3 protein-coding genes are annotated in these 15408 nt (G+C 69.2%); all 3 read right to left on the reverse strand.

The genetic code is table 11. From position 1 onward, the window contains the following. Positions 1–31: 31 nt before the first annotated feature. Positions 32–649, reverse strand: a complete 618-nt coding sequence (locus tag AB4Z37_RS07540) for a PAS domain-containing protein (protein ID WP_441516080.1) — start codon at positions 647–649, stop codon at positions 32–34. Positions 650–1195: 546 nt separating this feature from the next. Next, entirely contained in the window at positions 1196–2674 is a 1479-nt protein-coding gene (locus AB4Z37_RS07545) for an amidase family protein (protein ID WP_441516081.1), read from the reverse strand. Positions 2675–3002: 328 nt separating this feature from the next. Beyond that, positions 3003–15395: a filamentous haemagglutinin family protein gene (locus AB4Z37_RS07550; protein ID WP_441516148.1), complete on the reverse strand. Its 12393-nt coding sequence runs from the start codon at positions 15393–15395 to the stop codon at positions 3003–3005. Positions 15396–15408 lie beyond the last annotated feature (13 nt).

The raw sequence follows: 15408 nt of genomic DNA on the forward strand, positions 1-15408 counted from the left end.
GACGCAGGCGCCGCGGCGCAACACGCGGCAGCTAGTCGAGCCGCCGGCGCGGCAGGGTGGTGAGCCCCTCGAACCGGCGCGCGTCGAGCGCCTCCGGCCCGGTGTAGGCGAACGATTCTTCGCCGCTCTGCACCTCGAGGATAGTGCCGGGAAAGCGCACCGCCCGTTGCTTGTCGTCGAGCATCACCCGGCCGACCGCCAACACATTCTTGAGCTCGCCGTCGGGCTGCACCACGCGGTAGGTGGCGCGGTAGGCGCCGCCCAGCCGCCGCGCCTGCTCGATCAGCCTCTGGACATCGCCGACGTCCTCCGGGGCGATGCGCGGCAGAAACGCCTGCGCCGTGGTTCCCGCCTCCGCCTCGGCGACGGGAATGCCGAACAGACGCGCGACCTCAGCATCGGCATAGATACGATCGGCCACCAGATCCCAGTCCCATGCGCCGACAATCTGGAAGGTTTCGGCGCCGAAGCCCTTGCGCTCGGGCTCCGGCATGATTGCAGCCTCGCCGAAATCCGGCCCTGTCTCGATCAGCTCGAGCAGCGCCATCGTCAACAGCTGCTTGAGGAAGCCGTGGTTGAGCTGGGAAGCCAGCACGATCGCCGCCTGGATATGGTCCCCGAGCGCCTCGATCCGATCCCTGTCCGACATCCCCATCTCCCCGACTTGCCCCGCGCCACCGTCCGCTCACCCAAACCGGACGACCGCACTTCCATGACGTTTCCTCGATGCTACCCGTGCAGGATCATACGGCCACCCGATCGGCAGACCCCGCCCATGGCGGAAGCTGCCGCAACGCAGCACGACGGAACGGATACAACCTGCGGCCAACAGGACTGCCACACCCGAATGGAGGCCAGATCACAGCGCAAACAACGAGATATCAACACGATGATTCTTCTTGGTCTTGCTCACCTCAATGCCTCACGTGCAATGGATCAAAACAGAGCAAGGTCATGAAAAACCCGAGGGTCAGTCGCAGCGATAATACATCCGCGGCCTCGAATATCCCCGGGGATCATTTTTATACCGCTCATCTGATCGCTTTTCGAGCACTTTGTTCCGATGCTTCACGGCGATGACGTCGCATCGATCGATCGGAACCCTACTGGGGCACCGCAGCCGCACCGGGAATCGTCTCGCGTGCAACATCATGCGTGACACCGCGGCCGATCACGACCGCCGTCACAGGCGCGATCAGCCGCGCAGCGGCGGCGGCGCAAAGCCACCGAACAGCTCGTCGAGCAACGCGGCGAAGCGCAGGGTGGTGCGGTCCTCGAGATGCGGTCCGATGATCTGAATGCCGATCGGCGTGCCTTGCGCGGCACGCCCGAGCGGCCGCGCGGTGGCCGGCAGAAACGCAAAGGTCGCAAGCGCACCGCACCACAGCGCCTGCTCCCAGTAGGCGATCTCGCGCCCCGCCACGGTCACGGTCCGCGCCCAGCTCGCGCCGTCATGGCTGTGCGCCATGATCGCGCTCGGCATCACCGGACAGATCACTACATCGTGATCTCGGAAGAAGTGCGCCCAGGCGCGCACGGTGCGGGCCTGCACCTCCTTGGCGGCGAACACCGCGGCCATGGTGGCGGCCGCCGGCGACACGCGGCGCGCATGGGCCGCGGCCACGGGGCGCGTCGCCTCGAGCGCCGCGACCATGGCGGCGATCGATTCGGGTGTCGCGTCGCCGGCGAGCAGCGGCAGCACCAGTTGCAGATAGGCGTCCGCCACGCGACCGCTGTCCGCGAACGGCCGCGCCTTGAAGTCGACATGTGCGCCGGCGCGCTGCAGCGCCGTGCCGACCCGCGCCAGCAGCGCAACGGTCTCGTCGTCCGCCACGAGGCGCGAATCATCGATCCACACCGCGATGCGATGGTCGCGCAGCGCCGCATGGCGCGGCGGGCCGAGCTGCGGACGCCAGCGTGGATGGCTCGCCGGTGCGTCGTCGATCAGCACGTCGAACAGCAGTTCGAGATCCTGCGCGCTGCGCGCCATCGGCCCGAGGGTGGCGAGCCCGGTCGAGCCGACGATGCCCGGCGGCGGCGGAATGTGGCCTTCCTCCGGGATCACGTCGAGTGTCGGCTTGTGGGCGTAGATGCCACAGGCATGCGCCGGCACGCGCAGCGAGCCGGCGATGTCGCTGCCGATCTCGAGCGGCGTGAAGCCCATCGCGAGCGCCGCCGCCGAGCCGCCGGAGGAGCCACCAACCGCATGGCCCGCGCTCCACGGGTTGCGGGTGACGCCGAACACGCTGTTGTAGGTCTGGATGTCGCTCGCCATGGTCGGCACATTGGTCTTGCCGAACACGTTGGCGCCGTCACGCGCGGCGCGGGTGATGACGCCGGCATCGACCTCCGGCACATGGTCGCGCAGGCCTTCGAAACCGACCACCGTGCGGATGCCGCGGGTGCGGATGCTGTCCTTCACGGTCATTGGCAGGCCGTCGAGCCGGCCGAGCGGCGTGCCCGCGGCGCGGCGCGCATCGGCGGCGCGGGCACGCGCCACCGCGCCGTCACGATCGATGGTCACCACCGCGTTGACCTGCGCGTTCAGCGCATCGATGCGGTCGAGATGCAGCGCCAGCAACTCCTCGGCCGAGACATCGCGCCGCTCCAGCGCCGCCAGCATCGCCCGCGCCGAACCGAGAAGGTCGGGCCCGAATTGTTCGCGTTGTCCCATCGCCCACGCCCGTGTTGGCCGCGCAGTGATTGTTGCGCCGGCTCCCTCCCCACCCCCCGTCCGGACTCATTCCGGCCGGCGGGTCGCCGGGAATTCCGGCGCGACCTTAGGCAGGCACAATTTGGCAGGCAACAACACGATCGCCGGCACGATGGGCGCGCGGCGCTGAATAGACGCGGATGTCGGGACGTTGCGCGCAGGGGCAAGCCGAACTGCGCTTGAAGCAAAGGGCTGACCGCGCGCGGACATGCATCATGCCCGAGCACGGCGACCGGCCGCAGCTGCAGGTGCGTCCGCTGCCCGGTCCCGGGGCAGCGGACGATTCCACCTAAAGCCGCTCGCGCTCGCCTTCGGTCAGCGCCCGCTTCTGCTGCTCGGTCAGGTCGCCGTTGCCGATGACCTGAAACTTGCTGGTCGGATCATAGCCGGATGGCTCACGCCGGCTCTGCTGATCGTCCGGCCGGCCGCGCCGGCGCGGATCGTCCTCACCGCCACCGCCGCCATAGCCGAGGACCTCGACAATGATGACCGATGGGCGGCCGCTGGCGGCCGGCGCAGGCGCTGCGGTCTGCTGCGTCGCCGCCGTCGCATTGCCAGCGGTGAGGGCCGTGCTGATGCTCGGCGCCTGCACGGTCGGAATGCCGGACGAGGTGCCCTGCACCTGGATGTTCGCGGCATTGACGACCTGCAGCGCCGCCAGGTTGATGTTGCCGGAGACGCGGATGCCGGCTTCGCCGGCGTCGATGGTGCCGAGCGGCGCGATCAGGTCGATGTCGCCGACCTTGACCTCCGGAATCGGATTGAGCGTGTCAATGCCGGCACCGGACGACGGCACCTGCGGCGACAGCGCGACATTGCCGTAGCGGTCGTAGACGCGCCGCGGCGGCGTGTAGATGACCGTGGTCTTGGCGCCGCGGCCGGCATTGATGTCGCCACCGGCCGACCAGGCGATGATGTTGCCGCCGAACGTCGTCATGATGCGCGACAGGCCGAGCATGACGCTGCCCTTGGCGTAGATCTGGATGTCGCCGGAGCCCTGGGTGATCACGCCCGCGGTGGCCGGCGGCGCGACGCCATCGGTGCCGATCACCAGCTTGCCGCCCGGCGTCAGCATCTGGATGTCACCGCCGAACAGCGTGCGGACACCCGAACCACCGAACATCGTGATGTCGCCGGACGAGACCGCCGCATCGGGGAACAGCGCGGCGATCGCCTCACGTCCCCGCAGATAGCTGCGGTAGCGCGGGCTGGTGTTGTCGTTGTACTCGCGCCCGCCGGCGGTCAGCTCGGCGAAGTAGACGCGGCGCAGGAAGATCTGCTGCTGCTCCGGCCCCAGCGCGCCGAACGCGGCGCGTGCCTCGGCGTCGGTGCCGGCAAAGCCGTAGCGCTGCTGCAGCCACGCCGCGAGCTCCTTCTCGTAGGTCCTCGCGACCCTGCCCGAGCCTTCGAGCGGCATTCCGGCCGGCAGCATGTTGGCGGGGTCGAGGTAACGCAGCAGCGCCGCGTAGTTCGGGCCGCTGGCACCGCCGCCCGCCTGCATGACGATCCCTGCGCCTGGCCGCGCGTCGCCGGCGACCACAGGCCCGACGGAGGTAACGTTCGCCTTGTTTTCCATCAGGATGTTGCGTCCCGCGGAGATCTGCAGCGTGCCGGGACCGCCGACGTTGAAGCTGCTGTAGACGATGTCGCGGCCGGCCTGCACCACCGAAACATCGGTCTCGGCACGGTGAACGAACAGGTTGCCGGTCGAGGAGAAGTAGGAATTGTAGTAGCCGCCGTTGCCATCCTCGGTGTCGCCCGGCGCGGTGCCGCTGCCGACGATGTCGCGACCGGCCATCATTCGCACCGGCCCGGCGCCCTGATACCAGACCTGTCCGGCACGGAACGGATCGGTGGCGGCAAAGGTGACGATGCGGCCGCTGCCGACACCGACCAGATCGCCGTTGATCGCATAGAACCGCGCGGGATCGCCCTGGCCGCCATCCGCCGTGGCGGTGTTCGGCCCGAAGGCGAACAGCGGGTCAATCCCGATGTCCGGGCGTGCCTGGTTGCCGGTGGCGGACAGATTGCTGACGCTGCCCCCGGTCACCGTGATCGTGCCGGCGAACGCCGGGTTGAACGGCGTTGCCAGCGACCGCGGCGATGCGCTCGATCGTGCCACCATGAAGCCGCCGGCATAGATCGAATCCGCGGCGAGGAATTCCAGCTTGCCAGTCGCCGAGGGGGCCAGCAGCAGCGGCGCATAGACACCGCTGCCGTTGAGGCCGTCGGCGATCGCGTTGCCGTAATACAGGCTGCCGCCAGCCGTCACCGCGCTGAGGATCGACGGATACATCACCCCGGAGTCGGTGGCCGGAAGATTGCTCGCGAGGCTGAGCGGCACCAGGTCGCCACCTGCGGAGAACAGGTTGATCGCAGTATGATCGGTCCACAGCGAGAACCAGCTGGTGCCGGCGCCGGCGTCGCTGCCGCGGGTGAACGGGGTGGCATTGACCATGGTGACACGGCCTGGATCGCTGGCCCCGGCAATAACGAGGTCGCCACCGGTTGCCAGCGTGAAGACAGAATCGCCGGGCGTCAGCAGCAGGCCACCGATCACGTCGGCGCGCGATGATTTGAACAGGTCATAGGCCCGCGTTTCACGGGGCGACTGCGCGATGCCGATATTGCCGTACAGCCTGTGCAACTGGCCGATTGATCCGACATCGATACGGCTGGCGCCACGCAGGTTGGTCGCCACGCCGTTGTAGAGGGCGTCCGCCGAAACCGCCGCCGGGTTCAGCGCGCCGCCGATGCGCACATCGAGATCGCCGCCGCCTGTCAGTGTCAGGCTGCCGCCGGCGCCGACACGGCCGGTGCTGCCGACCGCAAGCACAAGGCCCTGCGTGCGCTGGTTGATCTGCTGGTCGGTGAGGCTGGTGCGCTGCGCCAGAATGCCGGCATTACCACCAACATCGAGGCGCAGATCGCCGCCGCCGAGCGTGCCGAAGCCGGTGAAGCCGATCATCTTGTCGGCGCCGCCGAAGCTCACATAGCTGCCGAAATTGATCCACCATGCCGTGGCCTGGTCCTGCGATCCGCCCAGCATCGTCCCGGTGCCCTGGCGCCACAGCCAGTTGCCGACCGCGGCGCTGTTGTAGCCTGAGTCCGACGGATTCGGCCGGCCGCCGCCAGAAACCGGGAGGGTCATGATATCGCCGGTCAGATTGCCGCCGGCCCTGACGGTGAGGTTGCCGCCGCCGGTCGGATACCACGCCCGCGCCAGGCTGGCGGCGCCGCCGTCGACGAACTTCTCGTAGGCGCCATCGGCGTCGCTGAGGATCTTTCCGTTGGCATTCGGCGCGCGCGGGAGATTGTAGAGGTCGCCCGCTCCAGTCGGCGCCGAGGAAGTGCCGGCCGTATAGACGCCGAACAACGACGACATGTTGAGGTTGCGTGCCGCCAGCAGATCGAGATCGGCGGCGCCGGTGCGCACCACGCTGAACCGCGTGCTGCCAGCTGTCGGCTCGAACGTGTCCTTGGCCGTGTTCAGGCAGTGGGACGGCGTATCGGCGCAGTAGCCCGCGGCCGTTTGATCGAGCCCGAGGTCCTTGAAGAACTTGTCGGTGATGACCGCGCCGGCAACGACGCCGGGAATGCCGGCGTCCGTGAGCTCATCGGCTGCGGCCTTCGTCCAGGTAAAGACCGGCTTGACGGCGCACCAGGTGGGATTGGCGGCGCACATCCCGACCCAGCCGAGCGCCACCTCGTCGATCGGCGCCCCGACATAGACCGAGGTATCATTGGGATCGCCCCATGCGTCGACGCCCGCCTGCGTCCACACCAGCGCGCCACCGGGCTTGGATTTTCCGAACAGGCCGTAGTGCCGATCCGCCAGCAGCACGTCGCCGTGGGCCGCGTGGGGATCGGTCAGACGATTGTCGGCCGCCTGCGTGTCGGCGCCGGCAACGAGACGCACCGACCACGATTGCGAGCCTTCCGGCAACATCTTGGCCAGCGCCCACAGCTTGCCGGCGGCGCCGGACCGCAGATCGACGGACGCGACGCCGTCCGGCAGCTTGATGTCGGTGTCCGACGGCAGGTAGGCGCCGTATGGCAGCGTGAGCGCGCCGTTCAGCACGTAGGCCGCCGTTCCCGGCAGGGCGATGCCCTTCGGCCAGGTCAATGCCGCCAGCGCTGCGATGGCCGGCAAGGTCATTCCGGCATCGAACCGCGTTCCTGCGGGCAGCGTGACGGTGGCGCCGACAATCGCGCCTGCCGCGAACAGGATGTTGCCGGCGGCGTCGCGCACATTGGCGCTCAGGACGGTGCCGGCAACCAGCTGCAGCGGCGCGCCGAGGGTGCTGGCCACCGGGATCACCGTGCCGGCGGCAAAATTCGACGCCTTGATCGGCAGGTCGTAGTTCAGCGTCCTGCCGCCACTGAAGCGGCTGCCGTCCGCCAGCACCACGCCCGTGCGCGGCACATAGACGTCGCCGCCGGTGAAGTCCTTGCCCGGCAGCAGCAGCCAGCCCTTGTCGTCCTGTGTTTCCGGCGGCGGCATGAAGCCGTCGGTGATGCTACCATAGATCGTGAGATCGCCGCCGGCGCGCAGCGTCAACGTCCCCGCCTCTCCCGAACCGTAGACGCCGGTGCGCTGCGCATTGGGATTGAGGCTGGCATAGCGATAGCCGGACAGGTCGAGATCGCCCTGCACCACCAGATCGCCCCCCGGCAGCTTGCTGACCACCTCGATGCCCGGCCGCAGATGGAAGGCATCGCGATAGGTCGCATTGTTGAGGCCGGCAAGCTTGCCGGCGGTCAGGCTGCCGCGTCCGAGCGCGGCGGTGATGAACGCCGTGCTCGCTGCGTGCTTGCCATCGAGCCAGGCCTGATCGATCACCTGATACGGGCGGCCGCTGGCCGCGGGGGCCGGCGCAGTCGGCGCATCGGAATAGCTCTGCATGGCGTTGACGTTGATCGCCCGCGCGCCTTGAATGTTCGGCAGGCCGCTGACGTCGATATCGATGTCACCATAGGTCGCCGCATCAGGATCCGTCGTCTTGCCGGTGCTGCCGATGCGCGGCGCATTGAGATCGAGCGTGCCGCGGGCACGGCCGTCGTTCTGGCCCGCCGATGTCCCGACCGGCGCGCTGGTGCCGTGGCGCAGGTCGATGCGCGCGCCCTGGGCCAGCGTCAGCCGGCCGTCGCCTGAACCGAGCTCGACGATGGCGCGGTTGGGGCTGTCGATGATCTTGCCATAGCTGTCGACGCGCAGCCCCGTGCCATGGGCATCGAGCACCGCCGTCCCGGTCAGGGTCAGCCCGTGTTTCGCGGCCAGCCGGATGGAGCCGACCCGCTCACCGCTGGCATCGATTGTTCCCACCACGGTCAGCAGGCCGTTGTCGAGCGAGACGCTGATGTCGTTCGCCTTCAGCTTGCCGATGGTGAGATCGCCCTGCTTGATCTGGAAGCCGCGCGCGCCGAACACGCCGCCGGCGGTAAGGCGGGCATTCAGCGCCGCGAAGTCGCCGAGCGACTGCGCGCGGACGCTGGCACTGCCGGCGCGATAGGGCACCAGCGTGCCGCCCGCATCGTAGCGGCCGCTGGTCGTGCCGATGATCGCGCCCTGCAGATCGACGAGCCCGGCGGCCGCGTCGAGCGCGATCGCGGTCAGGCTGCCGGCGTTGTTGTTGCGCGCCGACAGGTCGATCACCGAACCCGCCGCCTGGCGGATGTTGCCGCCGCTGCTGTCGAGCGTGACCTCGCCGCCCCAGCTGTACTTGCGCAAGTCGTTGAAGACGACTTCACGGCCCGCCATGTCGATGCGGGATGCGCCGGTCAGCACGATGTCGCCCGTCGCCTTCAACGCCAGCTTGCCGCTCGGCAGCACGATCGACGTATCGAGCGTCAGGCTGTTGCCGCTCAGCGTCAGTTGCGCGCCCAGCGTATCGGTCCTGACCTCGCCGGCAACCCCGGCGCCGACAAGGCGCAGGTCGCCGCCCGCGGTGATGCTGCTGACCGAGCCGCCCGCACCGGTCATCAGCGGCGCCGTGATGGTGAGGTTGCCGCCGCTGTAGCCATAGCCTTGTCCCGGCACATAGGCGCCGCGCGCCTGATAGACCGACAGCGAGCCCTTCTGGTTGGCGGTGATGCGATCGGTGGCGGACAGGTTGACGCTGGCGAAGCCGAGCACCAGCCGGCCGTCGGTATCGTTGCCGCTGGGGCGGGAGTTCGCGCCGTAGCCCAGCACGATGCGCTCCGCGGCGACGTTCAGCGTGCCGCTGCCGGTGCCGGCGCCACCGGCGACGACGTCACCCGGCGGCAGCGTCGATCCGCGCCAGATGAAGTTGCCGGTGCGGATGGTGGCGACATCGGCGGCACCGCCGGCGCCATAGATCGCAGGCGTGCCGAGCACGAGATTGGCGAGCGTCGACCTGCCGGTCGCCGCATCGACCGTGTCCAGCGTCACCGAGCCGAAGATGTTGACGGCATTGGATGCCGACAGCGTCAGCGTCTCCAGCCCCGGCGCGCCATATCGCGTGTCGCCGCGCAGCAGGCGATCGAGCAGCGCCTGGTTCATCGCCAGCCCGCTCGGCAGCACGTTGCGCGCGGCCGCATCGGCCAGCACGGCGCCGTCGCCGATGTTAATGCGGCTTACCGCCAGCGTCAGGTTGCGGGTGCCGTAGCGCACCGCGTCGTCCATCTGGAACTGGTTCGGCGTCACCAGGGCGATGGTGCCCTCCGAATAGATTTCGGTCTGCCCGCTGCAGGTCGCGCTGCCGCAGACGCCGATGCGCACGCCGCTGGTCATGATCGGGCTCGCCACGGCGCTGCTCGGCACCAGGTCGAGCACGCCGTTGGAGACCATCAGGTAGCTGCCATCGGTGGCGTAGACGTAGCCGTTCCGCGAATCGTAGGCCGCGGCGCCCCTGCCGATGGTGTTGATGCGGGCGCCCTGCTCGATGACAATCCCGCTGCCGGTGACATTATTCTGTCCATTGGCCATCAGGAAGACTTCGGGTGCCGACAGCAGCGCGCCCTGGCGCAGATAGACATAAGGCGTGCGATCGTAGCTACCGACGAGACGGCCGCCCTGGCCATACTGAACGTACTGCATGCCGCCGATCACCAGCCGCGATGCGCCGAGCGCATTGAGCGTGGCCGAATCGAGGGTCACGCCGGTGAAACCAGCCGACGCAGCGCCGCCCGCGGCGACGACCTCGATGTCCGCGCCGCCGCCGGACGCAGTCGTGGCCATGACCGACCCGCCATAGCCGCCGCGCAGCGCATCGAACAGCGCGGTGCCATCGAAACGGAAGGCCGCGCGGCCGGCGCCCGGATTCAGATCCAGCAGCAGGCTGCGGGCGTCGATCGGCAACATCGCCCGCGGCACGCCGCGCTTGGCCGCATCGGCGACGATATAGTCGGCATAGCTCGTCTCGTTGTACTGCGACATGCTGCGCACGGCGCTGGCCGGCGTCAGCACGACCGGGCTGGCAAGGCTGTCCCGGATCGCCGTATCGGCAATGCCGAGGCGGCCGGACGCGACATACGACCCGTTGCCCAGCGGCATGGCCCCGGCCATCGCAACGCGCGACTGCGCGGCGCCGATCTCGACCCGGAATGCGCCGGGCAGCAGTGCATAGGTCGAGGGCATCAGCGTGTAGGTGCCGGCCGGCAGACCCGGCACGCTGCCGTCCAGCGTGATCTGACGCCCGACGAGCGGATTGCCCGCGCCGGCATCGGCCGCGACCGGCGCGTAACTGCCCCCGAAGTTCGGGACGATGGCGTACACGGCATTGCCAGGTGCACTGAACCCGTAAGCCGGATTGACGTTGCGCAACGCCGTGCGCAGCACGTCCACCGATCCGCCACGGCCGCTGATGAAGCCTGCGCCGGTCAGGACGCCGCCGCCGGACAGATCCACGATGGCGCCGGTTTCGACGATCGCGCTCTTGCCGCCGAACGCGATGCCGGTCCGCAGGATGCTGCTGTTGCCGACGAAATCGGCGCCGCCGGCACCGGTCAGGCGGACCTCGCTGCCATTGTAGAGATAGCTCAGGCCGTCGGCGGTGCCGCCATAGGGCATGACAAGGCCGCGGCCGCTGACGGATGTCAGGCTGCCCGGCAGCAGTGTCACCCTGGTGGTGTTCGAGCCGTCATATTGCCCCGTCCCGATGGTCAGCTTGCCGAGCGGCGCACGCACCACCCCGGCTTGCTCGACGACCGCGGCGGCCAGCGTCAGGTCGCCGAACACCGCATAGGGAACAGGCGGCGCCTCGGCTGAGGTCGCCTCGATGCGCAGAACCTGCGCCGGATCATAGCCGACACGTCCGTTCGAACTGCCGTAACCCGCCTGCACCTGGGCGACGACGCCGGTTGCCGGATAGACCTGTGCCGCGCGTAGGGTGATGCTGCCGGGGCTGATCAGCGAGGTGCTGATGAGGGGCGCGTAGGGACGCACGCCCTGCAGGAAGCGCAGATCGCCGTCGCTGCGCAGGCGCGTCAGCCCGAACATCGCCTGGACGCTGTCGCGGACGTCGATCAGCTTGGCGGCGACGTCGAGACGAACGTCGAGCCGTGTCGGCGGCGCCGTCCACACCGGCGCGCGCGACTTTCCGGGGATCTGCGTGGTCGTGGCATAGTTGGACTGGCCGAGGCGCACATAGGCCGCATCGAGAATGATGCGGGCATCGCGGGTCGCCCCCGCAACCGGCATCAGCAGGTCGCTGTAGAGGCTGAGGCTCTGCCCGAGATGCAGCGCCACATGTCCGTCGAAGGCGATGGCGCTGCTCATGACCGACAGGTTGTCGAAACCGCCGCGCGCAACGGCGTCGGCGCCGAGCCGCGCATAACCGTAAGCGAATGCCGGATCCGCCGCGCCCGCCTGCAGCGAACCTGCGAGAACCGGTCCGCCCTGCGCATTGGTGAGCACCACCTGCCGCTGCGCACGCACCGCCGGATCGGCCAGCGGATTGTTGACCGGATCATACGACAGCGTGGTGTATTCACGCATCTGCAGCGCAACATTCAGGCTGCCGCCAGCCGCGCCGGCGCCGCCGGCGCGCGCCACCATGGCGCCATCCAGATAGAGGCCGTTGTTGGAGGCCAGCGAGATGCTGCCGCCATTGCCGGCGACATTGATCGCACCAAGGCCGAGAACGTCCAGCACCGCCGCGGTACCGGATGCGTCGAGCACGGCGCCCGGCCGCACCACGATGAAATTGTTCGAGGCCGTCGCCTGGCCCAGCGCACCATCGATCTCGCCGCCGATGACGATGCTGCCGCCATTGCGCACCAGGCCATAGCGGCGCCCACGGCCATCCAGCGCCGTCGCAGCCACCGCCGCCACGTCCAGCGTGGCGTGCTCGCCGACCCAGATCGACCGGCTGCTGGGCGCGGCCGCGACCTGGTCCTGCTGCATCTCGGCGAGATCGACGGTCTTCAGCGAGATGCTGCCGCCGGATGCATGCAGTGCGCCGTCCACCGTCAGCTGGCCGACGCTGGCGACCGCGATCGACTGCCCGGCGTCGACATTGATCACGGCATTCGCGCCGATCGTCAGGCCCATCTGCGGCAGGTCGCTCGCCAGCGCCTGATTGCTGCCGGCCTGCAGCGACAGGCTGGCGCCCTTGCGCTGCACCAGCACACCGGTGACCGCGTTCTCCAGATAGAGCGGCGGCGTCCACACCTGCAGCCGCGCGGCCGCATCGGCCGCGGCCTGGTTGGTGGCGGCTACCCGGTAGACCGGCATGGTGACATCGATGCGGGTGCCGTCGGCGACGGTCACGCCGCGGTTGCCGATGATGCTGTAGCTGGAGAAGCCCCTGGCGAACAAGCTGGGATCGAGCACCAGCGTGCCCGCCTGCGGCGCTGCTGCGCCGCCGATGACCACACGCCCGGCCTGCACCGACAGCGCGCCGCCGCCATTGACGCCGTAGCCGCGCAACACAGTGCCGAGAGTGAGGTTGCCGCTCGTGCCGAGACCGCCGGCATTGGCCGCAAACGTGGCGTTGCCGCCCCGGCCGCCCTGCACCGTGCCATTGGCCAGAAAGATGGCGCCGGAGGACACATCGATCTCCGAGCCCTGCTCTAGAACGACGTCGCGCGTCGACTGCAGCGACACGGAGCCGCCATCGACACGGGCCGCACGGCCCGGCGCATCGGAATCGGCGCGCAGATCGGTCGACAGCCCGCTGAGATCGAGGGCCGCGCCCTGACGCAGCGCCACCGACGACACCCCGCCGGCGAGCAGCGAGACATTGCCGACGACCTGCGACGAGAACGCGTTGGTGGAGCTGACGCTGCCGCCATGGGCCGTGACTCGGGCCTTGATGTCGACCACCGGTGCGGTCAGGTCGAGGGCGCCGCCATGGGCGAGCGTCAGGTTGCCCTCGATCGCGATCGCGCCGCGGGTGCCGAGCTCGAGGCGGCCAAGACCATAGTCGCTGAGACGCCGGGCATCGAACCACGCGGTGTTGGCGCGGCCCGCCGGGGTGCCATCGCCGGCGCCGAGGCCGGGCGAGACGTCGGCAATGCTGCCGATCCGCACATCGGTGTTGAACAGATCCGTCCGGCCCTGCGCCGTGTACTGGCCGAGCGCCAGCGTTCCTGCGAGCGGCGCGGCATTCTGGGTCTGCTTGTAGCCATCGACGGCCGCGGCGACGCGGGCGCTGGTCTGGCGCTGGCCGGTGATCACGTCGGCGACGACATCGGCTTCCATGATCGCCGTCGGCGACGACAGGATCAGCCGGCCGGCGTCGCGGCCGACCGTGTAGCCGGCTTCATAGCGCGATGTCGCTGACGGGCCGAGCAGGCTCGTCCAGACCTCGGTCAGCGCCGGCGAGATGCGGCCCTGGATCATGTGCGTGCGGACGAAGCCGCCGGCGACGGCGATGAACTTCATGTCGGCCGGCGCATCGTCGAAACGATAGATCCGGCCGTCGCTGCCGATCAGGCTGCTGGAGAGAATATTGCCGCCGGCATACGCCACCGAGCCGCCGGAGATGTCGAAATGCGCGCCACGCTGCGCCACCACCGTGGGCGCCGCCAGCGTGATGGTGCCGCCGACCGCGGTCCATTCGCCGATGGTGTGCGCGGTGTTGGCGAGGTAGCCGCCGACCTCGAGCAGGCCGCCCTTGGTGTAATAGCGATCGCCGGCATAGCCGCCGGTTCCGGCGGGAACCAGCACCAGGTTGCGGATGTCGATCCAGACGTTCTGGTTGATCAGCGCGCCGCTGTCGCGGTTCTGCGGCGAGTCGCGCAGGTCATTGCCCTGGATGTTGACCTGCACCTGGTTGGCCGACATCGGCCGGGCGACCCCCTGCACACCGGAGACGTCGATCGTCGAACCGGATTCGGCGAAGATGCTGCGGCCGGCGCTGACCGCGACCTGGCCGCCCTGCGCCATGGTCAGCGACTTGTCCTGGAACGTGGCGACGCCGCCGGTGACGATCTCGACCCGGGACTGATCGAGCCGGTCGGCGAGCACCGACAGGTTGTTGAACTGGCCGGTCGCCAGCACGTTGAGCCCCGAGGCGGCGATCAGCGCATCACGCTTGGCATTGAGCGCGGTCTCGGCGGAGTCGAGCTCCGGCAGGATGGCGCTGATGCTGCCGCCCGCGAGCGTGACGCTCCCCGACGCATCGCTCGCGGCGTTCAGCAGATGGATCGTGCCGCGCTGGTTCACCGACGTGGTCGAGACCAGCACGCCACTCTGGGTCACGGTACGGCCCGCCAGCGTGATGTCGCCCTGCTGCGACAGCACGAGGCCGCTGTTGCTGACGCGGCCGCTGCTGCTGCCGGCGGAGAGCAGCGGCGCGATCTCGCTGCCGCGCGTGGTCGAGAACTGGTTGCCCTGCGTGCCGTAGCCGGGCCGCAGGATGAAATCGTCGCCGGCGGCCAGCAGGGCCTGGCCCTTCGGCGTCGCGATCGAGCCGGCGTTGACGACCTCGCTGCCGAGCAGCAGCACGAAGCCGCCGCCCGCCGTCACCGACGACGGCGCGTGAGTGGAGATCGAGGCGCCGGCCTCGACGACGACCTTGCCGCCGGCCGCGGTGAAGCTCGGCACATAGCTGCTGGCGGTCCGCGCCGAATAGATGCCGTTGCCAAGCAGCTGCTGGTCGGTGATCCGCGCGGTCGACGCAATCAGCGCCCCGACATTGATCTGGCTGGCGCCGCCGAACACGATGCCGTTCTGGTTGATGACGTAGACCTGGCCGTCGGCCCTGATATTGCCGAGGATCTGGCTCGGCGCGGTGGCGCCGGTGACGCGATTGAGCGCGACCCAGCCGGCATTGCCCTGCTGATCGAACGTCAGCGTGGTGCGCGCGCCGACATTGAATGAATTCCAGTTGAGGATCGCCTGGGCCTCGGTCTGCCGGATACCGACCTGGGTCTGGCCGGCCGCATCGACGCCTTGCGTCGGCAACTGGGCACCGCGCCACAGCGCCGAACCGGCCACGGCGCCCGGCGCCACCTGCAAGCCGCCGGGGGCGAGGCCATTGGGCACGCTCACAGCAGCCTGGCCGCCTTGCGCCGCCGCGCGCGCGGCGCCTTGCAGCGCCTGCATGTCCTGGATCGCGCGCACCGCTCGCAGCATCGAGCTCTGGGTCTGCTGCGTCATTCCGGCGGCCTGCCGGGCCGCAAGCACGGCTGCATCCGATGCGATGTTCGGCGCGGAGACCGGCGGACTGCCGCCGTTCAGCGTCGCCGCATGGCTGTCGTTCCCGATCAGCATCAGGCCGACGACG

The sequence above is a fragment of the Bradyrhizobium sp. 2TAF24 genome (assembly GCF_052115025.1).
Lineage (GTDB): Bacteria > Pseudomonadota > Alphaproteobacteria > Rhizobiales > Xanthobacteraceae > Bradyrhizobium_A.

Coding starts and splice junctions, on each gene's coding strand:
- AB4Z37_RS07540 (WP_441516080.1), bottom strand. CDS start 649: ATGTCGGACAGGGATCGGATCGAGGCGCTCGGGGACCATATCCAGGCG.
- AB4Z37_RS07545 (WP_441516081.1), bottom strand. CDS start 2,674: ATGGGACAACGCGAACAATTCGGGCCCGACCTTCTCGGTTCGGCGCGG.
- AB4Z37_RS07550 (WP_441516148.1), bottom strand. CDS start 15,395: ATGCTGATCGGGAACGACAGCCATGCGGCGACGCTGAACGGCGGCAGT.